The sequence below is a fragment of the Acinetobacter sp. A2 genome, from assembly GCF_012371325.1.
Lineage (GTDB): Bacteria > Pseudomonadota > Gammaproteobacteria > Pseudomonadales > Moraxellaceae > Acinetobacter.
Genome location: NZ_JAAZQX010000009.1, coordinates 62,038 through 86,058, shown reverse-complemented (window position 1 = coordinate 86,058; position 24,021 = coordinate 62,038). Strand labels below are relative to the sequence as shown.

21 protein-coding genes, 1 tRNA gene and 1 pseudogene are annotated in these 24,021 nt (G+C 41.5%); 7 read left to right on the top strand and 16 right to left on the bottom strand.

Annotated elements, in window-relative coordinates; translation table 11 throughout:
• Positions 1-102: 102 nt before the first annotated feature.
• Positions 103-441, top strand: a pseudogene (locus HHA43_RS05335) (hypothetical protein); the annotation flags it as partial.
• Positions 442-540: 99 nt separating this feature from the next.
• Here the strand turns inward: HHA43_RS05335 and HHA43_RS05330 are convergent.
• Both HHA43_RS05330 and HHA43_RS05325 read right to left on the bottom strand, forming a co-directional pair.
• Positions 541-2,241 (bottom strand): NAD-dependent malic enzyme, encoded by a 1,701-nt coding sequence (locus HHA43_RS05330; protein ID WP_168541976.1) that lies wholly within the window; start codon positions 2,239-2,241, stop codon positions 541-543.
• Between the two features lie 170 nt (positions 2,242-2,411).
• A complete protein-coding gene (locus tag HHA43_RS05325; protein ID WP_004970219.1) occupies positions 2,412-2,693 on the bottom strand; it encodes a DUF2798 domain-containing protein in 282 nt (93 codons plus the stop codon).
• A gap of 195 nt (positions 2,694-2,888) precedes the next feature.
• Here HHA43_RS05325 and argS point away from each other — a divergent pair, with 195 nt between their 5' ends.
• A complete protein-coding gene (gene argS, locus HHA43_RS05320) occupies positions 2,889-4,679 on the top strand; it encodes an arginine--tRNA ligase (protein ID WP_168541974.1) in 1,791 nt (596 codons plus the stop codon).
• A gap of 34 nt (positions 4,680-4,713) precedes the next feature.
• Complete coding sequence (locus HHA43_RS05315) at positions 4,714-5,322, top strand: SPOR domain-containing protein (RefSeq protein ID WP_104852865.1); 609 nt, start codon at positions 4,714-4,716, stop codon at positions 5,320-5,322.
• A 103-nt stretch (positions 5,323-5,425) separates the two neighbouring features.
• On the opposite strand, the gene HHA43_RS05310 is transcribed toward HHA43_RS05315, so the two are convergent.
• The 3 genes from HHA43_RS05310 to HHA43_RS05300 form a co-directional block, all read right to left on the bottom strand.
• A complete protein-coding gene (locus HHA43_RS05310; RefSeq protein WP_168541972.1) occupies positions 5,426-6,073 on the bottom strand; it encodes a glutathione S-transferase family protein in 648 nt (215 codons plus the stop codon).
• Positions 6,074-6,197: 124 nt separating this feature from the next.
• Complete coding sequence (locus HHA43_RS05305) at positions 6,198-6,596, bottom strand: OsmC family protein (RefSeq protein ID WP_168541970.1); 399 nt, start codon at positions 6,594-6,596, stop codon at positions 6,198-6,200.
• A gap of 32 nt (positions 6,597-6,628) precedes the next feature.
• Positions 6,629-7,576, bottom strand: a complete 948-nt coding sequence (locus HHA43_RS05300; RefSeq protein WP_168541968.1) for a pirin family protein — start codon at positions 7,574-7,576, stop codon at positions 6,629-6,631.
• A 246-nt stretch (positions 7,577-7,822) separates the two neighbouring features.
• Here HHA43_RS05300 and HHA43_RS05295 point away from each other — a divergent pair, with 246 nt between their 5' ends.
• The gene (locus HHA43_RS05295) at positions 7,823-9,115 is read left to right on the top strand and encodes a GGDEF domain-containing protein (RefSeq protein ID WP_171525576.1); all 1,293 of its coding nucleotides are present in this window, start codon (positions 7,823-7,825) and stop codon (positions 9,113-9,115) included.
• Between the two features lie 217 nt (positions 9,116-9,332).
• On the opposite strand, the gene guaA is transcribed toward HHA43_RS05295, so the two are convergent.
• Entirely contained in the window at positions 9,333-10,901 is a 1,569-nt protein-coding gene (guaA, locus tag HHA43_RS05290) for a glutamine-hydrolyzing GMP synthase (RefSeq protein WP_168525963.1), read from the bottom strand.
• Between the two features lie 481 nt (positions 10,902-11,382).
• On the opposite strand from guaA, the gene HHA43_RS05285 reads away from it, so the two are divergent.
• On the top strand, positions 11,383-12,018 hold the full coding sequence (locus HHA43_RS05285; protein WP_168418963.1) for a DedA family protein: 636 nt from the start codon (positions 11,383-11,385) through the stop codon (positions 12,016-12,018).
• A 101-nt stretch (positions 12,019-12,119) separates the two neighbouring features.
• Here the strand turns inward: HHA43_RS05285 and HHA43_RS05280 are convergent, their stop codons facing one another.
• The 5 genes from HHA43_RS05280 to HHA43_RS05260 all read right to left on the bottom strand — a co-directional run bounded on the left by HHA43_RS05280 (position 12,120) and on the right by HHA43_RS05260 (position 15,002).
• Positions 12,120-12,710, bottom strand: a complete 591-nt coding sequence (locus tag HHA43_RS05280; RefSeq protein WP_168418964.1) for a LysE family translocator — start codon at positions 12,708-12,710, stop codon at positions 12,120-12,122.
• A gap of 225 nt (positions 12,711-12,935) precedes the next feature.
• Positions 12,936-13,331, bottom strand: coding sequence for a hypothetical protein (locus HHA43_RS05275; RefSeq protein WP_168418965.1), 396 nt, complete (start codon positions 13,329-13,331; stop codon positions 12,936-12,938).
• 15 nt (positions 13,332-13,346) lie between these two features.
• Positions 13,347-14,183, bottom strand: a complete 837-nt coding sequence (locus tag HHA43_RS05270) for a ParA family protein (RefSeq protein ID WP_168541966.1) — start codon at positions 14,181-14,183, stop codon at positions 13,347-13,349.
• A gap of 101 nt (positions 14,184-14,284) precedes the next feature.
• A complete protein-coding gene (locus tag HHA43_RS05265) occupies positions 14,285-14,677 on the bottom strand; it encodes a SirB2 family protein (protein WP_104852855.1) in 393 nt (130 codons plus the stop codon).
• Between the two features lie 13 nt (positions 14,678-14,690).
• Positions 14,691-15,002, bottom strand: a complete 312-nt coding sequence (locus HHA43_RS05260) for a BolA family protein (protein WP_168541964.1) — start codon at positions 15,000-15,002, stop codon at positions 14,691-14,693.
• Positions 15,003-15,238: 236 nt separating this feature from the next.
• Here HHA43_RS05260 and HHA43_RS05255 point away from each other — a divergent pair.
• Positions 15,239-15,314 (top strand) — tRNA-Gly (locus HHA43_RS05255).
• Positions 15,315-15,500: 186 nt separating this feature from the next.
• Here HHA43_RS05255 and HHA43_RS05250 read toward each other — a convergent pair.
• Positions 15,501-16,730, bottom strand: coding sequence for a hypothetical protein (locus HHA43_RS05250; RefSeq protein WP_168541962.1), 1,230 nt, complete (start codon positions 16,728-16,730; stop codon positions 15,501-15,503).
• 250 nt (positions 16,731-16,980) lie between these two features.
• On the opposite strand from HHA43_RS05250, the gene HHA43_RS05245 reads away from it, so the two are divergent.
• Positions 16,981-18,351, top strand: coding sequence for a phosphomannomutase CpsG (locus tag HHA43_RS05245; RefSeq protein WP_168541960.1), 1,371 nt, complete (start codon positions 16,981-16,983; stop codon positions 18,349-18,351).
• 104 nt (positions 18,352-18,455) lie between these two features.
• Here HHA43_RS05245 and HHA43_RS05240 read toward each other — a convergent pair whose 3' ends face one another.
• The 4 genes from HHA43_RS05240 to HHA43_RS05225 form a co-directional block, all read right to left on the bottom strand.
• Positions 18,456-19,898, bottom strand: a complete 1,443-nt coding sequence (locus HHA43_RS05240; RefSeq protein WP_168541958.1) for a capsule assembly Wzi family protein — start codon at positions 19,896-19,898, stop codon at positions 18,456-18,458.
• 183 nt (positions 19,899-20,081) lie between these two features.
• Positions 20,082-21,098 carry a UDP-glucose 4-epimerase GalE gene (galE, locus tag HHA43_RS05235; RefSeq protein ID WP_168541956.1) on the bottom strand — a complete coding sequence of 339 codons (1,017 nt, stop codon included), beginning with the start codon at positions 21,096-21,098 and terminating at the stop codon, positions 20,082-20,084.
• Entirely contained in the window at positions 21,091-22,758 is a 1,668-nt protein-coding gene (gene pgi, locus HHA43_RS05230; protein WP_416240600.1) for a glucose-6-phosphate isomerase, read from the bottom strand. The genes galE and pgi overlap by 8 nt, the downstream gene beginning before the upstream one ends.
• Positions 22,759-22,763: 5 nt before the next feature.
• Positions 22,764-24,017, bottom strand: coding sequence for a nucleotide sugar dehydrogenase (locus HHA43_RS05225; RefSeq protein WP_168541952.1), 1,254 nt, complete (start codon positions 24,015-24,017; stop codon positions 22,764-22,766).
• Positions 24,018-24,021: the final 4 nt, after the last annotated feature.

The window sequence follows — 24,021 nt, the reverse complement described above, 5'->3', positions numbered from 1 at the left end:
TTAAATCTCTAATAAATACCCACCTTGCCACTACTGAATCGACATAGACAAAATGAGCACTTATGCAAATATTTGTCCATATTTTTAGTTATAGTTAATTACTCTCAATTTGATGAGCTGTCCGATTTACTGTTTATTAAAACCCCACCCTTTGAATTGGCAGAACGCTTGAATATTAATGCCCATGCCCCTGCCGAACATATTTTTCTATTATATGGCAATGATGTGTATTTAGACCGTTTTAACAGTCTCGAAACCGCAGCGCTATTTGTCGATTTAGGCGTCTATGATGCGGCTTTTTTAAGTCTGAGAGATGACCGTGTGGCCAAATACTTAATTGGGCAAGGCTATGTCAGCCAGCAACAAATTGATGAATTACAATGTGCTTTAAATCCATTAAATTGTGCCGATTTAAATCCGAAACAGAATTATATTGCCTAGGGTTTGTTGAGCATTGCATTAAAAAACAAGGCGTGCCAATGGCACGCCTTGTTGGTTCGTCTATCTGCCAATTTAGACAGTAAAATCAAATAATGTGCCTTAAAAAGTTACTCGCTTATAGTCACGGTAAGCAGGCTTCCAAAAGTTTGCTTCTATTGCCTCTCGTAATGCCTCATCACTCATGACAGCTGCAACGCCTGCATCCATTGCTGCTTTTGCGACTCTAAATGCAATAAATTTAGACACCTGCTGAATTTCATTTAAATCAGGCAATAAATCTGCGTTTGGATCCTTCAACAATGGTGAGCAGTCCGCCAGCGCATTACTTGACGCAATCAGCATACTGTCTGTCACACGTGTAGCCCCTGCAGCGATTACTCCTAAGCCTATACCTGGGAAAATATACGAGTTATTGCATTGGGAAATATTATAAAGTTTGCCCTGATAGTTCACTGGCTCAAATGGGCTACCTGTTGCAATTAAGGCCTTGCCTTCAGTCCACTCCAAAATATCGGCAGGAAATGCTTCAACTTGTGAGGTTGGATTTGACAATGGCAACACGATTGGACGCTCGCAATTGGCAGCCAAGGTTTTAATCACCTCTTCAGTAAATAAACCCGGTTGCCCCGAAACCCCAATCAATACCGTTGGCTTGGCGTTTTGAATGACGTCCAACAGCGAAATCACACCTTCAGGATTGTCCCAATGTGCAACACGTTCAGGACTTTGTGCCAATTTACGTTGGAAATCGAGTAAGTTTGGCTGATTGCTGGTGAATAAACCAAAACGATCCACCATATACACACGGGCACGTGCTTCAGCATCGCTCAAGCCTTCCACCACCATTTGCGCCACAATTTGCTCGGCAATACCACATCCTGCAGAACCCGCGCCCAAAAAGGCAATGGTTTGATCTTTCAGCTGCTTGCCTGCCGCACGTGATGCAGCAATTAAACTGCCCACAGATACGGCAGCTGTGCCCTGAATATCATCATTAAAACAGCAAATCTGATCACGATATTTATTCAGCAAGGGCATGGCATTTTTCTGAGCAAAATCTTCAAACTGAATCAATGCCTTTGGCCAACGGCGTTTCACCGCATCAATCACCTGATCGACAAATTGATAATATTCCTCACCACTAATACGTGGCTGATTCCAGCCCATATAGATCGGGTCATTCAGTAATTGTGGGTTATTGGTGCCTACATCTAAGGTAATGGGTAAGGTATAGGCAGGGCTAATACCGCCACATGCTGTATATAAAGACAGTTTCCCAATTGGAATACCCATGCCGCCAATGCCCTGATCACCCAAGCCTAAAATACGCTCACCATCAGTAATCACAATCACTTTGACATTCTTTTTATTGATGTTTTGCACAATGTCATCAATATGGGCACGATCTGGATAGGAAATAAAAATACCCCGATGACGGCGGTAAATATCGGAAAAACGCTGACATGCCTCGCCCACAGTTGGGGTGTAAATAATAGGCATCATTTCACTCAAATGCTGTTCAATCAGGTGATAAAACAGGGTTTCATTGGTGTCCTGAATGTTGCGCAAATAAATATGCTTGTTGATGGCATCGCCAAAAGCAGAATATTGCTGATACGAACGCTGGCTTTGTTCTTCAATATTTTCAATTGCATGTGGAATTAAGCCATGCAAGTTAAAACGGGTGCGTTCTTCTTCTGAAAATGCAGAACCTTTATTTAATAAAGGCAATTCTAAAAGGCCGTTGCCCGCATAGGGAATATATAAAGGACGTTTCTGCTGCAAATTTGCGGTTGTCATTGTTCATCTCATTCTAATCGGTTGCTGATGGCGCATGGATTGAGATGCACCATCTGACATCTGACTAGCTTAGCCCGAATTGCAGCAAATAGGGCATTTAGAAGTTTGATAACCAAATCTGAATGATTTTTATTTCTGATAGCCCATGTTATATAGGCATCGAACCTGATTTATTTGGGTGGTTGCAGTGGTGTCATATCTACAATTAAGCCAGTGAACTTACGCACCAAAGGCAGCACACATAATACGACTGGAAAAGCAAACGCCCATGAAATCATCCAGTTATGCAACCACAGAGTAAAAAATCCCTCAATCCAGCCCAAATTTCGGATCATGTTAATCAACGAAATGATGCCACTCATCAAACATGATAAAAAGAAAGGCATTACCACAGTGGCCCATTTCATGGGTAATTTGGGTACATTGCCAAAAATCATTGCGCGTTGTTTCATGCTCCAGCCTTTTCGCCTCACTGAATGCCGCATACTATGCCATGAATTGCTTGCTTAAAGGATGATTTTTCAGGCAATTTGTTCAAGCTTAGATACAATCTCTGAAATTCGATAAAGCATACAATTGCACTCCCCTAAAGCCCCTGAAATTTGCTATATTTAGCGTTTTTCTGCACATCTATTTTTCGACTAAATATGAATACGGCAATACAAGCAGCGCTCGATCATGCAGTGCAATCCCTTCAAGCTGAAGGTGTACTCCCATCTGACTGGAACAATACGAGTAATTTAACCCGTACCAAAGACCGCAGCCACGGTGATTTCGCATCAAATATTGCCATGATTGCCTCTAAAGCCGCAGGCATGAAGCCACGCGATTTAGCCGAAAAAATTCTTGCTGCTTTGCCTGAAGTTGCAGACATCAGCAAAGCAGAGATTGCAGGCCCTGGTTTTATTAACTTCTTTTTAAATGCCGACCAGCGTTTTAGCGTTTTAGACCAAATTCAAGCACAAAAGCAACAATTTGGACGCAGCCAAATCAATGCAGAAAAACGCATTCAGGTCGAGTTCGTTTCTGCCAACCCAACCTCAAGCCTGCACGTGGGTCATGGTCGTGGTGCTGCTTATGGTATGACAGTTGCCAATTTACTTGAAGCCACAGGTGCCAAAGTTGACCGTGAATACTATGTCAATGATGCTGGTCGTCAAATGGATATTTTGGCGACTTCAACTTACTTGCGTTATTTGGAATTGGCAGGTCAAACGCTGGTGTTCCCAAAAAATGCGTATCAGGGTGACTATGTTAAAGACATCGCACAAAGCATTTTAAAACAGGATGGTCAGCGCCATGTACGCCCTGTTGCCGATGTATATAACAATGTGCCTGAAGATGTGCAATATGCGGCAGAACCCGATGCCGATGGCAACAAAGTGGTCTTGTCGGGCGACAAAGAAAAACACATTGATGGTTTAATTTTCAATTCACAAACGCTCTTGGGCGATGATTATCGCGTGTTCCATCAAGCTGCGCTGAATGCTATTTTGGCCGACATTAAAGATGACTTGGGCGAGTTTGGTGTCACCTTTAACCAATGGTTTAGCGAAGCGTCATTGACTGAAAAAATTGATGAAGCCCTACAAACATTAGATCAACGTGGTTATCTATACGAACAAGACGGCAATATCTGGTTTAAATCGACCGCATTTGGCGATGAAAAAGACCGTGTGGTGAAACGTCGCAATGGTCAAACCACTTACTTCGCTTCAGACATTGCTTATCACCTGAATAAATTACAACGTGGCTATACGGACCTAATTGATATTTGGGGTTCAGATCACCACGGTTATATTTCACGTGTGAAAGCGGCCATTGATGCACTAGGCTATGACTCGAAAAAATTAACGGTACTGTTAGTGCAGTTCGTGAGCTTATGGCGTGGCGGTGAAATGGTACAAATGTCATCTCGTTCAGGTCAGTACGTGACCTTACGTGATTTGCGTAAAGAAGTTGGCAACGATGCTGCGCGTTTCTATTATGTCATGCGCAAATCTGAACAGCACATTGACTTTGACCTAGATTTAGCCGTTTCACAAAGTAAAGACAATGCGGTCTACTATATTCAATATGCACATGCACGTATTTGTCGTATGCTCGAAAAAGCTGCGGCTACGCAATTGAATTTTGATGCGACGACTGCACGTCAGTTTGCCGCTAAACTTGAGCTAGATGCTGAAACTGAAATTTTAGCCAAACTGGCTGCGTATCCTGAAATTTTAGTACGTGCTGCCAACAGCCACGAACCGCATCAGGTAGGTAACTATTTGAAAGAATTAGCAGCATTGTTCCACGGTTGGTACAATGAGCATAAAGTGCTGAATGATGATGCAGCCTTGACCCAAGCACGCTTATTGCTTTCAGTAAACGTACAACAAGTCTTGCGGAATGGTTTAGAATTATTAGGTGTCTCTGCACCAGAAACAATGTAAAAGCCCAATAAAAGCATAACAAGAGGAAATCCACGTGTTTGGAAAAACGCAACGCGGTGTATCTGAGCGACCGAATAAGCCCAAAAAACCACTAATTCCAACGTGGTTAGGCACGCTCGTGGTGATTTTAATCGTGTTGTGTTTTGCTGTAGCCTTAATGCTCTGGAAACCGTGGGCACCTGTGCAGCCTAAAGGGCAAATCAATTCTGAGCATTATCAGGAAGATACCAACAAAGACTATCGTTTTTATGATTTGCTGCCACAGCAACAGGTTACCCCAATTCCAGAGCAAGCAGTACCTGAAACACAGCAACAGAATACCGTAGTCATTGTTGAAGCACCTGCTGCGGTTGAAGCGCCAGCGGCCAGCGAAGCCAATGTTGGTCTGACAGAAATGCCAGCCCCTGTGGTACAAGCCAGCTATATTCTACAAGTGCGTAGCTATACCGACCCAGATGCTGCAGATGCACGTCGTGCCGAAATTATTTTGAATGGTTTATCGGCAGATGTGGTGAAAAGCGTAGAAGCTGGTGAAACTTGGTATCGGGTGATTTCAGGCCCTTATGATTCAGCCGATGCTGCAGTGATTGCTCAGCAAACTTTACAGCATAGCGGCATTGATTCAATTGTCGTGAAACGCTAAGCCTAGTTACTATCAATCGACCAAAATCAATTAAAAAAAAGATGCCACGGCATCTTTTTTTTAGGTCTATAGAACGATGTGCTCACAAGAATCATTGCCAGATTTACATTAACTGCTGCTCACGTTCGCGTGCACGCTGAAATGCGGGACGCTGTTCCACACGTGCCAAATAAGCCGCAATCTGAGGATAGTGATGCCCTGTACGGCTTTGTAGCGCCTGTAACGGGAAACCCATTTGAATATCGGCAAAAGAAAAATCCCCTGCAAAATAATCATGTTTGGCCAAATAATCTTCTAAATAAGCAATATGATCTTTTAAACGAGGCTGAATAAACCCTGCTTTAATACCTGCTGTAATTTTTTGCGCCATTGGTCGAACTAACCATGGCACATGCTGCGGCACATTGGTCATCACCAACTGCATCACTAACAATGGCATTAATGAACCTTCGGCATAATGCATCCAGTATTGATAGGCTTGCTGTGCTGAAGCCTGCTGCGGTTTAAACTGCCTTTGCGTATCATAATGCTGCTGCAAGTACTCCAAAATGACAGCAGATTCTGCAATGGTCTGTTCTGCATCCGTCAAAATTGGTGCTTTACCCAATGGATGAATCAGCTTCAATTCATTGGGCGCGCTTAAATTGGGCTGACGGTGGTAAAACTTGATTTCATAGTCCAAGCCCAGCTCTTCGAGCGCCCACAAAATGCGGAAAGAGCGGGATTGATCAAGGTGGTGTAAAGTAATCATAAACGTCCTATTTTGTTTTTATTACATCTGTTTTAAGTGATTGTTATATCTTCTGTTTCACGCAACATTATAAAAAGGCATGTCCTACATGCCTTTTTATAAGAGACGGATTCAACCTCTAGGTTTAACCCAATTCAGTACGAATTTCCACACTGCGTAACAAGGTTTTAGTCACAGGTGTTTTTTGACAGATATTCAGTACTTTTTGCTGTAATTCTGCATCCAATACCGCTTCAGTTTGCACACGGCGTTCAATCCACTCCTGCCCTTCCTGATTGGTAAAAAAGTCCGCCTCGACCTGAATTTTGCCAAAATCCAAACCCTTATGCTGTGCATACATACGCAAGGTAATCATGGTACAAGCGACCAAACTGCTACATAACAGATCATAAGGTGCAGGACCTGCATCTTGACCACCTAACTTTTTAGGCTCATCCACCTTCCATTGGTGCTGACCACTTTGGATCTGGCCTTGCCATGCTGTGTCTAAACTGCGTACCTGTGCTGTGCCAATCTTGGCCATAAGATGCTCCCTATAGATTGATATTCCATCATTTATTTTGATGCACGCATTTTTGCGGGGAAAGTCGGCGCTTCTAAACGTGGTCCATCGTAGTCTGGTATTGTGCCAAAACGAGGATCATGATTGACCCATTGCTCACGTGCAATGCTGAGTTCCTCTTGGGTACGACCGACGAGATTCCACCATAACAAAATTGGCGACTCAAAAGGTAATCCGCCCAATAGCAACAGACGCGCACCCGCATGTAAATCTAGCTGAATTTCGGTTAGACCTGGTTCAAGCACCAGCATATTTTCATCGCTTAATTCATGCCCATGCACAGTGGCTGTGCCTTCCAGCATCATCAAACCATATTCAAATTTAGGATTCAGCGGCAAACGGGTTGTCGTGCTGGTTTCACTATAAATATCTACCCCTAGCAACTCACTATGTACTAATACTGGTGAAGTGGTATTTAAAAATTCACCGACTAAAATGGTAAATTCCACTCCATTTTGCAAAACCACAGGCAAGTCAGGGTAATGATCAAAACGTGGCGCCATATTGCGCTGATCATCAGGTAAAGCAATCCACAGTTGCGCTGTATGCATGTGTGTTTCGGTGTCGGGAGCAACTTCGGTATGTGAAATACCATAACCTGCAGTCATTAAATTAACCTGTTTGGGACGAATCAATTGCTTAGTACCCAAGCTGTCGGTATGCATAATGCTGCCTTCAATCATCCAGGTGAATGTTTGCAAACCTATATGCGGATGCGGCCCAACATCTAAGCCTTCACCTTGTGGAAAATTAACAGGACCTGCGTGATCTAGAAAACACCATGCCCCAATCATGCGTTTATGCCGACTCGGTAAAGCACGTTTAATTAAAGTTCCCTGCCCAATTTCAGCACTACGCAGTGGAAATTCCTGTATAAATTGCTTGACGTACTTATCACAATCGTCTGAATTGGAAAGCTCGGTATAATTGCTATTGCTCATTCTATACCTCTTATATTTCTGTAAATTCCTTGACTATTAAATACGCTAAATCACTAACGAAGAGCAAGATGAAATTTGTTGTTCTGATTTTTATGGTCCAAACTTGAACTACACCTTAAAATATATGGCATAATTTTGACCAAAATTTAAAAAAAATAGAGAAAATACCCAAATTTAGGGAGGTTATTTTTTCTGCATTTTGCGCATAATCCTAACTATAAGTTGTCAATTTGAGTAAATATCGCTATGTCTGTAAAAGCTCGAATGGGGGAACAGACCCGTTCGAAGATTTTAAGCAATCAGGAAGCCTCAGAAAAACTTTTAAAAACAACTGAGTGTGATCTTGAAAACCGACAAGCAATTGAAAAAGCATTGCAGCACCCTGCTGCGCAACTTCCACCACAATTTGAAACACATTTTTATCAACACCAAAATTTACATCAGCGTCGTTATTTACGCCAAGTCAATTACATTGGGCAAATGACGTTCCTGCTGTATTTCTTCATCGATTATTTCATCATTCCAGATGTCACTACACTCTCGGCGACACTCCGTCTCAGTGCTGTTGTATTGGCGCTGATTGGCAATTATTTCTGCTTTAAATTGATCAAAGATATTCGCCTGCTGGATTTAATTTTACCGGTCAGCGCCACACTGTGCTGCGGTATTTGGTTCTATATCCTGTCGCAATCACAAAGCCCTTGGATTTCCACTTATGTTTATGCCTCGGTCATTTTTGTACTCATGGCCAATCTGTGTATTCAAGTGCGTTTCCGCCCTGCGGTCTATAATTCATTGGTCATGAGCGTACTCATGTTTTTTGGGGTGATTTCCCTCACCAACTTGCAGGATGCCTTAGTTTTTATGGTGATGTATATCCCTGTATGTTTGTTGAGTTTGTATATCAGCTGGATCAATACCCTAAATGCCCGCCATCACTTTTTACGCAGTTTGCTGGATGACTGGAATTTTCATACCTTGCAAGCCTTGGCGCATACCGATGAACTGACCCAACTCAATAACCGACGTCAGTTTGTACACATGGCAGAACACAAAATTCATGCATGGCCTAAATCTGAATCGGTCTGCTTGTTGATGTTTGATGTCGACTTTTTTAAACAAATTAACGATACCTATGGGCACGATATTGGAGATCGAGTCTTACAAAATATTGCAGACATTGCCCGTAAAGAAATGCGCCGCAAGGATATTTTGGCACGCTTTGGCGGTGAAGAGTTTATTGCACTGCTTAGTGAAACCAGCTTAGATGAAGCATTGATGATTTCAGAGCGCTTAAGACAAAAAATTGCTCAGCATGAAATGTGCATTGATAAAAAATGTTTTAATTTCACTGTCTCCATTGGCGTGTCGAGTTTAAAACCACAACAAACCGACTTGCAAACCCTGATTAAAGAAGCCGATTTGGCCTTATACCAAGCCAAACAACGTGGACGAAATTGTGTCATCAGCTTTGATGTGGGGATGCCTGAGCCCCCTAAATCTGCGGTAAAAAAAGAAATTAAATCTTGGATTGTTTAGCATACATAAAAAAAGAGCACATGGAGTGCTCTTTTTTTATGTGTAAGAGGAAAACCTAGCTGCCGCAAGCATCTTGCACCCATTTTAAATCTGTGCTTTAAAATAGGCTCATGTCGTAAAACTGGCAAGCAGCAGTGCTGCTTGGAACCCCTAGCCGCCGCGCGCATAGCGCTTGGCGTAATTCAGGCACGAAGCACTGCTTCGTGAAATCCCTGAATTACTCCCATTCAATGGTTGCAGGTGGTTTAGATGATACGTCATACACCACACGTGAAACTTCTGCAATTTCATTCATAATGCGTGTTGAAATACGATCCACCAAGTCATACGGCAAGTGTGCGAAACGTGCGGTCATAAAGTCCACGGTTTCTACGGCACGTAGTGCGATTACCCATGCATAACGACGGCCATCACCTACGACACCAACAGATTTTACAGGTTGGAATACTGCAAATGCTTGAGCTGTTTTGTCATACCAACCACTTGCACGTAATTCCTGCATGAAAATATCATCAGCTAGACGTAAAATGTCCGCATATTCTTTTTTCACTTCACCCAAAATACGCACGCCCAAACCTGGACCTGGGAATGGATGGCGGTAAATCATGCTGTGTGGCAAGCCTAAAGTGGTGCCAAGTTTACGAACTTCATCTTTAAACAAGTCACGTAATGGCTCAACCAATTCAAAAGCTAAATCTTCTGGTAAACCGCCCACGTTGTGGTGTGATTTAATCACATGCGCTTTGCCTTGTTTGCTGGCAGCAGATTCAATCACGTCTGGGTAAATCGTACCTTGTGCCAAGAATTTTACACCATCAAGCTTACGTGCTTCTTCAGCAAAAACTTCAATAAATTCACGACCAATGATTTTACGTTTTTTCTCTGGATCAACTTCGCCAGCCAATGCACCTAAGAAACGCTGTTCAGCGTCGGCACGAATCACGCGAATCCCCATGTTTTCTGCAAACATTTGCATCACTTGATCACCTTCGTTCAAGCGCAACAAACCATTGTCTACAAATACACACGTTAATTGATCGCCAATGGCACGGTGCAATAAGGCAGCAACTACAGATGAATCAACACCACCTGACAAACCAAGTAATACTTTTTCATTGCCAATTTGCTGACGTAATTGTTCTACACGCAAGTCGATGATGTGTTCTGGTGTCCACAAACCACGGCAGCCACAAATTTGATGCACGAAGTTAGACAGTAATTCTGCACCTTTAGCCGTGTGCGTTACTTCTGGGTGGAATTGAATACCATAGAAACGGCGTGTTTCATCAGAAATCATCGCCACAGGGCAGCTTGGTGTGCTTGCCGTAATTTGAAAGCCTTCTGGAATGCGTGCCACTTTATCGCCATGGCTCATCCAAACGTGCAATTGGTTTTCACGGTCTTGCAAGTTACCAATCAGTTTGTCACGTACCAAAATATCGACTTCGGCATAACCGAATTCATGCACTGAACCTGCTTCAACTTTACCGCCCAGTTGTTCTGACATGGTTTGTAGACCATAGCAGATACCCAATACAGGTACGCCTAAGTTAAATACAATTTCAGGTGCGCGTGGACTACCCTCTTGGTGAACACTTTCAGGTCCACCCGATAAGATAATACCGTTTGGATTAAATGCACGAATGTCTTCTTCCGACATATCGTAGGCATACATTTCAGAATATACACCCGCTTCACGAACACGACGTGCGATCAGCTGGCTATATTGCGAACCGAAATCCAGAATCAGGATACGATCTTCAGTAATTTGAGTATTGGTAGTCATGACAAACAACTATAGAAAGGCAAACGAATTAAGCGCGCTATTCTAGCATTTTTCCGCGCCTTGCGCACACTATTCAGACAATCCTAAAAATGGCTATTTTTCTTCGTGATATTGCAGTGACCACATACTCTAAGTTTTAAAAGACTATGCATTTTCTATGGCATAAAAAAGCACGTGCAAATAAACTTACAATGGCTTGCACACTGGCTTTTTCGACCACACTTTTTAACACAACATTTGGATTAAACATCAGATCACCTATATTTTTGATTCATTCTTGAAGACAAATACATCTTAGTTTTTTCAAAATTTAGGATAAATACGCATTTAAAAGACATGTTGTTGCATCTATGCAACGAAAAAAAACCGATGTGGCTGGTCTGGCATCCCTAAAATTGCTGTGAAAATTATTTACCTTTTCATACTGACTTTCCGCCTGTGGACTGCTAGGATTTGAGCACACTTTCGCTTGTTTTTTCCCATGGAACTGATTGATTTTATATTACACGTCGATGAACATTTGCTCGAATTCATCACCCAATATGGGGTATGGATTTACGCCATTTTATTCCTGATTATTTTTGTAGAAACAGGCTTGGTGGTCATGCCGTTTTTACCAGGCGACAGTTTACTTTTTGCAGCAGGTGCACTCGCGGCTTCAACAGGCGTGATGGATCCTTGGTTACTCGGGGTTTTATTATTTATTGCCGCAGTACTGGGCGATACCCTGAATTATCATATTGGTAAATATATTGGCCCACGGGTTTTCGAGCTTGAATCACGTTTTATTAATAAAAAGCATTTGATCGAAACTCAAAAGTTTTTTGAACGTCATGGGGGTAAAACCATTATTTTTGCCCGCTTTGTGCCTTTTGCACGTACCTTTGCGCCCTTTGTGGCGGGTGCAGGCAGCATGAATTATAAATACTTTCTGACCTATAACGTGGTGGGGGCATTTTGTTGGATTGCTTCGTTTATTACCCTAGGCTACTTATTTGGAAATATGCCAATTGTGAAAGACAATTTCACCTATTTAATTTTCGGTATTATTATTCTGAGTGTTTTGCCAGGGGTGATTGGTTTTATTCGCCAAAAACTCAAGAAAAAGCCTGCTTAAGTGTACGCATATTGGAAAAATTCAAGTGTTGAATACTCTTCCTACAAGGATGCGCTGCGCATCCTTGGTTTAATCTTTACGTAGATTCTGTATTTGAACCCTTAAAAAAACCGTGCTACCACAGGCAACATACATACCACTAAAAGTAAGGCCGAACCTTTATAGAGTAAATCGGCTGTGACTTTTTTAGTTTCTCTGGCCAAAATCACCCGTCCAAATGACATCCAAAATAATGCGGTAGGCAACAACACCAAACTAAATAGCACGTAGACTACCGCTACATTGGTCGGGTTATTCCATGTTTCTACAGGGAAAATACCCGCAGCAAATAACAAGGCTTTTGGATTTTTAAAGGTGGAGAAAAATAATTGCGCAGGGCGAATGGTTGGATGCTTCTGACTGTGCTGCTCTAAATGCGACTGCTTCCATAAATGAAAGGCCATCCAAAATACATAGCCCGCACTCAAAATATGTAAAATATCAATAAAATACGGCCAAATTGGGGCGCTTAAATGAATCAGCAGAGCCCATAAGCTAATTGCATAAGCATAGCCAAATAATTCTGCAGGAATCAGCATACTGGTTTTCGCAATGCCCTGTTGATGCGCTGAACTCGCCAATAATGCATTGGTCGGTCCAGGAATCATCAAGACCGCGATCATGGCCAAGACAAACCACCAACTTTCAATCATAAACACCAAAGTACGCCAGTCAAACAGGAGCACACCTTATATGAAAGCCATAAAAAAAGACAAGTTTTTCTAATACGCCAATACTGACCAAAGCGTATAAATATAACGACAATTCAATCTAAGTTTTTGTTTTTATATGTTTCATTTCAGGGAAGCTCTGAAACATTTTGCTAAAAAATTTTCAGCTATGGCTGTGCCATATAGGCACAACCACAGTGTTTTTTCTTAAGATGTTGCAGGTTTAAGCTTCACTATAATCGGGCAGGCTTTAAATTTTGCAGCCTGCACAATCGCTTCTTGCTCACCCAATAAACGTGCTAATTCGGTATTTTTGGTATTGGAAGACTGTCCCATATTCACCGAAACACTAGGTCCAATACCCCAACCACCTCGGCTGCCCCAGCCACCACCTAAGCCCACGCCTACACCAACGCCTGTACGTTTTGGTGCCTGCACACCACTTTCAATATATTGTTGAATGCGGTTATATTCACTTTGTAATTGCTGGCAATTCAAGGCCTGATAATGCGTAGGTGACACATAAGTCGGCTTGACTGTAGTCGCACACGCACCTAACAACACACTACTGACCGCCAAAAGACCGATTGCAAATGTTTTCATGTTCACCTCTGTGTATCACGCTTGCTCAATTTCATTGAACAACGATTGATAGGCCTGCGTCAATTTATGATCTGTCGCCAAATGAATTAATGGCAAATTTTTATGATGTGATTCTTTCATCAACACTGAAGGCGGCAACATACTGTTCAGGACAGGCAAGCCCTCTTCTTTGAGTTGCTGAACCACTTCACGCGGCAACTTGGCCTGCGCCTGAAACTGATTCACCACAATCCCTTCAATTTCCAGATGCGGATTATGATCATCCTGAGTTTCCAATACATTTTCAATCAGGCTTTGTAAGGCACGTTTAGAAAACACATCACAGTCAAAAGGAATGAGCACCCGATCTGCAGCAATTAAGGCAGAGAGCGTAAAAAAGTTAAATGCAGGCGGAGTATCAATAAATACACGGTCATATTGATCAGACAATTGCTGTAAGGCATCACGTAGTTTATAAATTTTATGTTTAGATTCTAAGGCATGTGCCAAACCACCCAATTGCGGACTGGCAGGAATCACATCCAGATTCTTAAACGGTGACTGATGCACATAGGCTTCTAAACCTTTGCTGCGGTTTTTTAAAATCGAACCTAGCGCATTACCCAATAAACCTTTGGACTGATTGCCTCCCAAAACCTCTTCAAAATAATTTTCAATATTGGGTTCAAGCGCAGGTTTATCGGCAGAATAGGTCGCATCATCGCCCAGTAAATATTGGCTGGAGTTAGCTTGCGGGTCGAGATCAATTACCAGTGTTTTTAGCCCTTGATGAGCACTGATTGCTGCCAAATTCACGGTAATACTGGACTTTCCAACACCACCTTTCTGATTAAACACCACACGTGTGCGCATTGTCGCCCCTCGTTGAATGACTTCAGTTCTTGTTATATGTTCAGTTTAACCGACCCGCTATGATTGTTGGTACATAGTGTCTAACAATCCTTAAACTTGCCCTAGCCAAAACTTGGTTTAAGCATGACCAAACCTAAAATGGCAATGAAGGCAATCAGAGCCAGTCCCCAGCCAACACGGCGCTGCACCAGCAAAATACGCTCATCTTTTTTATACGCTTTAATCAAAGAAGAAAGCATCACAAAAAATAAAATAATTTTGGCATAAAACCAAGCTTCGACCTGAAAATCCTTCAGAAATAAGGCAATGACTCCTGTCACCACAATCAGCGTGAGTGCCGAATGCTGCAAAGCTACAAAGACTTTCCATGCTTTAGGGTTTGGAGAGTGGTTCAATGTACCTTTAAATAAAGTCATGGCACGCACCACAATCACCAACAGCAACAAAGCCACTGCAGCAACGTGAATATTGTTCAGCATTGATAAATTTTCCATCTATAGCCTTCCCTTACGCATCTTTTGGTGCATGTGCACATTCAGGGCTTGACGTATCTTGGCCTTGCCACTCAGAGGCAACAAAGGCATGAATCGCAAGCGCATGAATTTTATTTGGCGCGAGTAGATCACCCACAGCGGCATAAATTTTTTGATGACGTTGTACCGAACGTAAGCCCTGAAAAGCATCACTGACCATCACCACTTTAAAATGGGATTCTTTTCCTGGGAAATAACCGCCATGCCCTGCAGATTCATTCACAACTTCTAAATGACTTGGATTTAAAGCAGCTAAGCGTTGCAACAATTGTTGTTCTAAACTCATGATTGTATTTCCCAAAATGGTTTAAAGGCTGCCTGGCAGTATAACTGCGTTCTATACAATTCTCAGCACTTTGGCAGAATCATTCGTGCTTGGTGCTGTTACAGCGTGTTTTTCTATTCAAATTTGGCGATCTCATCGCCAGTTGTTCTGAAAAATGTCGTTTATTTATGCAATTAAGCTAATTTTTTGCATAAATGGATTGACCCTATTTTTGCATAATGTATTATACACCGCATGCGGGAATAGCTCAGTTGGTAGAGCACAACCTTGCCAAGGTTGGGGTCGCGAGTTCGAGTCTCGTTTCCCGCTCCAGAATTTTAAAAGCCTCAGTCGAAAGATTGGGGCTTTTTTATTGTAAAAAAATATTCAACCTCTCCTTCACCAACATCACCCGATAGGGTGAAAATATGTTGATCACGGAGTCTGAGGGCATGGTCTACCGACATAGATATTCCAAGCCCAAGCTTCGCTTTTGTCCAGACCCAAATCTCAGTATGTCTACATCACCACAGCATGCATTTCCCACACATATTGACTGCGCATCAATTGCTTTAATTGTTTAAGGTCTTGATATTTTTCCAGTATCTCTTGTGCTCGAGCTAATTTTTGTTGGGCATGCCGATAGTCTTGCTCATATTTTCGATACAAATCTTGCACTTTAATTTTACGGTTAGAATATAAAAACTGACTCCAATTAAAAGAGTAAATAATGTCATCTACTTGCATTTGTAAAGTTTCTAACTGTTCTTCTAAAAGCAGGTTATACGCTTTTAATTGTTGATTGGCGAAAGATAGATTGTGCTGCTGACCCAACTGAATTTGCAAATTTAGCAAGCTCAATAAATCATTGGCTTCATAAGCTTGATTGGCTTGCTGCATCAATGCGGTTTTTTCTTGTTTTTTCTGCTCATCTTGCTCACGATCTGGGTGAATCCACGCTGTAATTTTTAAGTAAATCGTTTTGATGGACTGATTTGCCAGTTTCTTTGCTTCTTCACGCTGTTGCTGTTTTTTTGCTGCTTTGGCTTTTTCACGGGCAATTTGCTGTTCGGCAAAAGCTTTTTGAGCACCACTCAACTGACTTAAAAAATCTAGCTCCTCTTGATCTTGCATTTTTTGTTCAAATTTTTCTATAAAATCATCTAAATCTAATGGATCATGCTGAAAATCAAAAAAATCTAGATCTAGGTCATATTCTTCACAGAGAAAATGTTTCAAACTGTCCAACTTGAGCTGTGCTAGTCGTTCTTGTTCAGAAGCATCATCTTCAAAGCCACCTTGCTCAAAGTTTTCTTCTGCGAACTCAGCCTCAGTTTTAGCCTCAAACATCTCATCTAGATCATCTAAGTCTGGCCGCTCAAAATCATAGCCATAATGATTCAGCAATTCTGTTAAAAACTGAACTTGTTCGGCAGACATCTGCTGCGATTCTAAAAGCTGCAAACTGAGTTGCTCAATTTTTTGAGCAAGTTTAGTTTGTTGGGCTGCCGTCATTTTTTGTTGTTTTTGCTGAAGCAATTGTTGAATTTGCTGAAATATAATTTCACGCAATTGCGCATAAGTCGGTAAAATTTCTCGGCTGGCACGTGCCTGAATATCGGCTTGTGCGGTCTGCCATTCATTCAAGCGTACTTGTTCCTGCTCAATTTTTTGGCATAATTTCTGAAATTTTTTCTGTGGCGCAGAAAGTTTCTGCTCTGGCTCTAAAGTACTTTTCTGTAATTTCATCTTCAATCATATCGAACACATAAGTCTGAGCCGTATTTTAACCAACTTCGCTCAATAAAAAACATCCTTGCCATCACAACATCTTTTCTCATCCATGGTCTTTGACCTGCTCCATCTTGCAACAACCCCACACACGGTTAATGACCTGAAACATCTTCAAGCAATTGATCTTCCATTCTGTACAGCACATTGCACATAGTTCGATTATCATAGGCAGCAATTCGACTTTTCCAAATATTCAGGATAATACATGAGCAAAATCACCTGTTTTAAAGCCTATGACATTCGCGGAAAATTGGGCACAGAACTCAATGAAGAGATTGCCTATAAAATTGGTCGAGCCTATGGACAAATTTATCAACCTAAAACGGTTGCGATTGGTTGCGATATTCGCCTGAGCAGTGAAGCCTTAAAACAGGCCACCATTCGTGGTTTAAATGATGCAGGGGTCAATGTACTTGACCTGGGCATGACGGGCACAGAAGAAGTTTATTTCGCAGCCTTTCATTTAGATGTGCAAGGTGGTATTGAAGTCACCGCTAGCCATAACCCAATGGATTATAACGGCATGAAATTGGTACGTGAAAATGCTCGTCCAATTAGTGCCGATACTGGTCTAAAAGACATTCAAGCTTTGGCAGAATCGGGCGAATTTACCCCAGTTGAGCACAAAGGCAGCACCCAAAACTACAATATTTTGCCTGAATTTATTGAACATTTAATGACTTATATCGAGCCTAGCAAAATTCGTCCTATGAAACTGGTCATGAATGCAGGCAATGGCGCTGCAGGGCATGTGGTCGATGCTATTGAGCAAAAGTTCAAAGCCCTGAATATCCCCGTTGAATTGGTCAAAATCCACAATGATGCCGATGGCACCTTCCCCAATGGCATCCCGAACCCAATTTTAGTGGAAAACCGTGATAGCACCCGCGATGCCGTATTGCAGCATCAAGCCGACATGGGCATTGCTTGGGATGGTGACTTTGATCGCTGTTTCCTATTCGATGAAAAAGGCCGATTTATTGAAGGCTATTATATTGTTGGCTTATTGGCGCAGGCATTTTTACTCAAACAAGCAGGCGAAAAAATTGTGCATGACCCGCGCTTAGTCTGGAATACCTTTGATGTGGTCGCACAATATCAAGGTGAAGCGATTCAATCGAAATCTGGGCATGCCTTTATTAAAGATGTAATGCGTGAACACAATGCCGTTTACGGCGGTGAAATGAGTGCACACCACTATTTCCGTGATTTTGCCTATTGTGACAGCGGCATGATTCCATGGTTATTGGTGCTTTCTGTGTTGTCTGAAACAGGACAATCACTATCCAGTCTGGTCGAAGAAATGATTGCCAAGTTCCCATGTTCGGGCGAAATTAACTTTAAAGTGGCCGATACTCAAGCCACCATCCAAAAAATCTTTGAGCATTATGCCAGCCAAAACCCAACAATTGACCAAACCGATGGCGTGAGTCTTGACTTTGGGGCATGGCGTTTTAATGTGCGTGCTTCAAATACTGAGCCATTATTGCGCTTAAATATTGAAAGCCGTCTTGATCAAAACCCACGCCCGATGCAAGACTATGTGGATGAATTAACGCAGTTGATTCAAGGTTAAATTGTTCTGCATGCTAATAAAAAACCATTCAACTTATTTAATAAGTTGAATGGTTTATTTTTTTAGCTTAACTAGAAAGAAATTCTATCCAAGCTGACGACTGATTAAAATAGTGAACGATCCAATGGAATTTCGACTCCAATAGATACTCCCGTATCTTGACCATAGACATCAGAATCACTCACCCATCCATTGATTTTCAATGGCGCATTCGGTTTTAAGTAATGTGTCCAAGTAAGATCTAAAGCTTTAATTTCATCTTTTTGAGTAAATGCTTGATTAATCTCAGGTCCTGACTGATTCACTTTCGCCAACAACACGCGGCCCTTTAAACGGTTCATATGGTCAAAGCGAATGTCTCCACCCAGACTTAGCATTTGACCATCCCCGCCCATGGCATGCCCTAACGGGAAGCCGTGTTGGTAATAACCATCTTGATAAATATAGTGATTATAGGAAATACCTTGTACGTCGCCATTGGTTCGAGTATCAGCCCATTCCGCATACACCTGCAAAGGTAAATTATTCAATTGTGAAGAATAGTCGATACCTGCTAAATACATTTTTTTTGAAGGAAGAAGCCCAGCTTCATCTTCACCGACATATTGCCCATAAAGGCTAATCGGCACACCACTCCAGTGGTTTAAATTAAGGCGTGCATCAAAACCCGCAATTTGATTAGACTTATCTAGATCGCCATCATAAAAGTTGTCATTACCTTTAATTGCATTCCATAATGAGTCAAAACTTTCTGAGCGCCCTTCACCTCCCCATTGAAGAACTCGAGAAGCACCAAGCTCCAAGTACGGCAATGGCTGTGCAGTTAAACGAAATCCTAATAATTTGGCATCGGGAATTGCATCGTAATCATCTAATTGACCTGCAAAGGCTTGATATTGCCAAGGACCAATCCATGACAGCCACTTTGTTTCAAATGCTTGTTGTTCAGCACGCTGCATGGTCAAACCATACACTGGACGGCTTGCATCACCACGGATTAAGCTACCCTCATGTCCAGGACCCCAATAGGTAGGGATTTGACCAGCAATCAACCATTGATTCCATAATTTTCCCGCAAGATATGAGCCTTCTACATTTACATCTTGCCCATGATCAATGATTGGATCTTTTTCAGCATTCACTCGCAGTCTTGCATCCCATTGCTTTCCACCTGCATTCAATTCAAGCGCCGCTTGATATTGCGATTTTTGCTCATCTGCAAATTTTTGCGGGATGTTTTGTGGATCTGTTTCAGCAAATAAAGCGAGCTTAATAGAGGTATTTTCTGCTTCTAAATTTGCCATAACCGAATTGAGAACTTTCTGCTGAGCATTATTTTCAATTTTCGCAATAGATAACGCACGCTGAATTTCTTCACCACTCAATGGCCAAGTCGAAGTGCTAATTTGGATCACACCTTGTTGGTTTAGCCAATTTAGATCTGTACGTAGATCATTATTATTCAAAATGATCCCTTGAGCGTAAACCGGCAGAGCTAGAGAAGAAAAAATCGCAAGTGATAGAACTCTAAGGGTTTGATATTTCATATATTATTTCAATCAATTTATCTTTCACATATGATAACGATTTTTTTCAAATAAAAGATAAGATCTATTATTATTTTTGCACAATCAATACACGATTCAATATTTAAGTAAAATAGTTAGAAGTATGGCAAATACAAAATTCGCCATACTGTCTTTAATGAATTTACATACTAAATTTTAATATTAGTTATAACCATTCGGATTTTGCTTTTGCCAGTTCCAGCTATCCTTCAACATATCTTCTAAACCATATTGAGGCTGCCAATCTAACTCTGCGACAGCACGGGCATTATCAGCAAATGAGGTTGCAACATCACCTTCTCGACGAGGTACATATTCAAAGGGTATCTCAATACCATTTACCTTCTCAAAAGTATCTCGAATTTGTTTTACTGAAATCCCATTGCCTGTACCAATATTCCAAGCACGGCATCCTTGCGTTTTTAAACGATGATTCAATGCGCATAAATGTGCATTCGCCAAATCGACCACATGAATATAATCACGAACACCAGTACCATCTACCGTGTCATAATCATTGCCAAAAATTGACAACTTATCACGACGGCCGACTGCCACCTGTGTGACATAAGGCATCAAATTATTGGGTATCCCTTGTGGGTCTTCACCAATTTGACCACTTTGATGTGCGCCTACCGGGTTAAAATAACGCAGCAAAGCGATTGACCAACGCTCATCTGCAGCTGCTAATTTTTCTAGCAGTTGCTCAACAATCAGTTTGGTATAGCCATAGTTATTACTTGGCATACCTGTAGGCATGGTTTCATTCAAGGGTGAAATATTGGCTTCATCATAAACTGTTGCAGATGAACTAAAGACCAACTTAAAAACTTGAGCACGCTCCATCGCTTTAACCAAGCTAATTGAACCAGAGATATTATTTTCAAAATATTTTAGTGGCTCTTTTTGGCTTTCACCCACAGCTTTTAAACCTGCAAAGTGAATCACTGCATCAATAGAATGATGCTGAAAAATTTGATCTAAAATTTGCTGATCGAGAATATCACCTTCAACAAAATCTAATTTTTTAGCTGCCAACGCTTGAACACGTGCTAAAGATTCGACAGAACTGTTGGACAAATTATCCAGTACAACAACGTCATGCCCTGCGCTCAAAAGTTGAATACAAGTATGTGAACCAATATAACCTGCACCACCTGTTACTAAAATTTTAGCCATTAGTTTTTCCTAACAATATTTGTAGTAAGCCTTGCGTTGAACCATCTAAATCCGAAATATCCTTTCGATCACCATTTAATATTGGAAGTAGCTGATTGGCAATTTCTTTGCCTTTTTCTACACCCCATTGATCAAACGGGTTAATGTTCCAAAGCACCGACTGTACAAAAACTTTATGTTCATATATTGCGATCAACATGCCCAAACTATAAGGATTTAGCTCTTGCAATAAAATGGTTGAACTTGGTTGATTTCCTTCATATTGTTTATATTCCGGCAAATCTTGTACTTCATGTTGATTTAAAGCTTGATTACCAAATGCCAGCAAGCGCGATTGAGCCAAACAATTGGATAAGGCCAAATGATGCTGTTCCACCAGCGCCTCTGCATTATCGACATAGGTAAATTGTTGGGCCTGATAGCGCTGCACTGGCGCAATAAAATCACAACTCACTGCTTGACTGCCTTGATGCAGCAATTGATAAAAAGCATGCTGTGCATTCGGTCCCACTTCCCCCCATATAATCGGGCAAGTATCCCAATCCACTTTTTGACCATTACGCTGAATCGATTTACCATTCGACTCCATTTCCAACTGCTGCAAATAAGAGGCGAAATATTTCAAACGCCCATCATAGGGCAGTACAGCATGGGTCTGAATATCAAGGAAATTATTATTCCACGCACCCAATAAGCCCATTAATACAGGAATATTCTGTTCGAAAGGTGCCGTCTGAAAATGCTGGTCTACCGCATATGCGCCAGCTAACAGTTGTTTAAAGCCATCAACTCCAATTGTCAGTGCAATCGGTAAACCGATACATGACCAAAGTGAATAGCGACCGCCAACCCAATCCCAAAGTAAAAATTGGTTATCGGCTGCAATGCCCCATTCCGTCATTTTATCTGCTTTGGTAGATACGCCAATAAAATGATGCTTTAAAATTTGTGATTCTTGTCCAAGTGCTTTTTCAAGCCATAAACGCACTGTTTGCGCATTAGATAAGGTATCAATGGTCCCGAACGATTTTGAAGAAATAATAAACAGCGTGGTTTCGGGACGAAGTTGATGCAATAAATCCGAAAGCTGACTACCATCAATGGTCGAAACAAAATGTACATTGAGTGGCTTATATGTGGATTTTTTGAAATCAGATAAGGCATGACTCACCATCAGTGGTCCTAAATCTGACCCTCCAACACCAATATTCACCACATTTTGAATGACTTCACCAGTTGCGCCGCGGCACTGACCAGCATGAATTTTTTCTACCAAAGCATACATACGCTCAAGTTGTGTATGCACTTGTTTTGCTAATTCAGGATGAGACTGATCATCTTTAGGTAACCGTAGCGCCCAATGCATGGCTGCACGCTGTTCGGTATAGTTAATTTCTTCAGTAGAAAATAAACGCTTTATCCACGACGTTAAATCTTGTGTCTGTGCCCACTGGACTAGATTTTTGACAACGGGCTGATTGACTCTATGTTTACTAAAATCAAAAACCACCGGCTCTAAATTCACAGAGAATTTTTCGAATCGTTGCGGGTCTTCAGCAAAGAGTTCTGTTAAATGCCTATTTTCAAATTCAGCTTTTAAACCATGAAGCCCACCTAAAACTGAATCTAAATGTTCTACCGTATAGGGTTGAGTTTTCATAGGCATTAGCGTCCTACCCCCATATATGCAAAACCTTGAGACTTCACATACGCTGGATCATAAATATTGCGCCCATCCAAAATAAGTGGGTGCTGCATGGTTTTAAGCAATCCGGTATAATCAGGACTACAATATTGTTTCCATGCAGTCAATAAACACAAAGCATGTGCATCTTGCACTGCCTCATATTGCTCTGTGCAATATATAAGATCAGGTCGCTCACCATATATTTTTTTAATTTCATCCAAGGCTTGAGGGTCATGTAATTTAACTTTTACACCTTGAGCCCATAGTGCTGCCAACATGGCATGAATAGGAGATTGTCGGGTACTGGAGGTTTTTTCTTTAAATGCAGCGCCCCATATCGCAACAGTCTTTCCTTTTAAATCACCATGATAATAATTCCATAATTTGCGGAATAAAACTTCTTTTTGCTGCTCATTAATGTCCCAAACTTGAGCAAGGAGTTGGCTATTTGCACCCACACCTGACAACGTATGCGTTAGTGTCTGAATATCATGTGAAAAGTTTTCTCCACCAAAGCCTGCCCCCGGATAGAGATAAGATCCTCCAATACGATTATCCGCAGCCATCCCCTGACGAACTGACTCAATATCAATGCCTAATTTCTCAGCAACCATTGCCAAGTCATTGATATAACTAATTCGTGTCGCCAACATGCCAGAGATACTCAACTTGGTAAATTCAGCATCTAAAATGGGCATAAATAAATATTGCTGCTGACGTGGGAATAAAGGGCGTAAGAGTTCCTTCATTTTAATTTGAGCAACATCCGATGCAGCTCCAACAATCAACTGCTTGGCTTGGGCAAAGCTTTGTAAAGCGTTTCCTTCCTGAATCATGTCGGGTAAATAGACCCACTCATCTTCATGCAAAACTTTTGCAAGCTTTTCTGTCCCTTGCAGCCCTAAAGTAGACGCATTGATCATCAATTTAGGGTGAATAATAGGACGTTGTTTGATGTTTTGAAGAATCTCAATACATTGCTTTTCTTCAGCTGGGTTAAAACTGAAGAAATAGGCATCTGCATCCAATGGAATATCATTAAAGTCGCAGTATTTTAAAAAACTACTTTGTTGTTTATTGAGTAGATTTTTTACAGCTTCATCTTGCATATATATTTGTTCGCTTTCATACGTTTTCAGTGGTTCATACCAAAAAACGTGATGACCGCATTCTGCTAGCAAAGCAGCAAATACACCTGAAAAAAGTGTTTGTCCAAATACTGCAACCTTCATATCA

Bases quoted from the DNA above. Each gene is read 5' to 3' on its own strand.
- HHA43_RS05245 (WP_168541960.1), top strand. From the start codon at position 16,981: ATGAGCAAAATCACCTGTTTTAAAGCCTATGACATTCGCGGAAAATTG.
- HHA43_RS05250 (WP_168541962.1), bottom strand. From the start codon at position 16,730: ATGAAATTACAGAAAAGTACTTTAGAGCCAGAGCAGAAACTTTCTGCG.
- HHA43_RS05330 (WP_168541976.1), bottom strand. From the start codon at position 2,241: ATGACAACCGCAAATTTGCAGCAGAAACGTCCTTTATATATTCCCTAT.
- HHA43_RS05300 (WP_168541968.1), bottom strand. From the start codon at position 7,576: ATGAGCAATAGCAATTATACCGAGCTTTCCAATTCAGACGATTGTGAT.
- galE (WP_168541956.1), bottom strand. From the start codon at position 21,098: ATGGCTAAAATTTTAGTAACAGGTGGTGCAGGTTATATTGGTTCACAT.
- HHA43_RS05305 (WP_168541970.1), bottom strand. From the start codon at position 6,596: ATGGCCAAGATTGGCACAGCACAGGTACGCAGTTTAGACACAGCATGG.
- HHA43_RS05240 (WP_168541958.1), bottom strand. From the start codon at position 19,898: ATGAAATATCAAACCCTTAGAGTTCTATCACTTGCGATTTTTTCTTCT.
- HHA43_RS05275 (WP_168418965.1), bottom strand. From the start codon at position 13,331: ATGAAAACATTTGCAATCGGTCTTTTGGCGGTCAGTAGTGTGTTGTTA.
- argS (WP_168541974.1), top strand. From the start codon at position 2,889: ATGAATACGGCAATACAAGCAGCGCTCGATCATGCAGTGCAATCCCTT.
- HHA43_RS05225 (WP_168541952.1), bottom strand. From the start codon at position 24,017: ATGAAGGTTGCAGTATTTGGACAAACACTTTTTTCAGGTGTATTTGCT.
- HHA43_RS05310 (WP_168541972.1), bottom strand. From the start codon at position 6,073: ATGATTACTTTACACCACCTTGATCAATCCCGCTCTTTCCGCATTTTG.
- HHA43_RS05285 (WP_168418963.1), top strand. From the start codon at position 11,383: ATGGAACTGATTGATTTTATATTACACGTCGATGAACATTTGCTCGAA.
- guaA (WP_168525963.1), bottom strand. From the start codon at position 10,901: ATGACTACCAATACTCAAATTACTGAAGATCGTATCCTGATTCTGGAT.
- HHA43_RS05265 (WP_104852855.1), bottom strand. From the start codon at position 14,677: ATGGAAAATTTATCAATGCTGAACAATATTCACGTTGCTGCAGTGGCT.
- HHA43_RS05295 (WP_171525576.1), top strand. From the start codon at position 7,823: ATGTCTGTAAAAGCTCGAATGGGGGAACAGACCCGTTCGAAGATTTTA.
- HHA43_RS05325 (WP_004970219.1), bottom strand. From the start codon at position 2,693: ATGAAACAACGCGCAATGATTTTTGGCAATGTACCCAAATTACCCATG.
- HHA43_RS05260 (WP_168541964.1), bottom strand. From the start codon at position 15,002: ATGAGTTTAGAACAACAATTGTTGCAACGCTTAGCTGCTTTAAATCCA.
- HHA43_RS05270 (WP_168541966.1), bottom strand. From the start codon at position 14,183: ATGCGCACACGTGTGGTGTTTAATCAGAAAGGTGGTGTTGGAAAGTCC.
- HHA43_RS05280 (WP_168418964.1), bottom strand. From the start codon at position 12,710: ATGATTGAAAGTTGGTGGTTTGTCTTGGCCATGATCGCGGTCTTGATG.
- pgi (WP_416240600.1), bottom strand. From the start codon at position 22,758: ATGAAAACTCAACCCTATACGGTAGAACATTTAGATTCAGTTTTAGGT.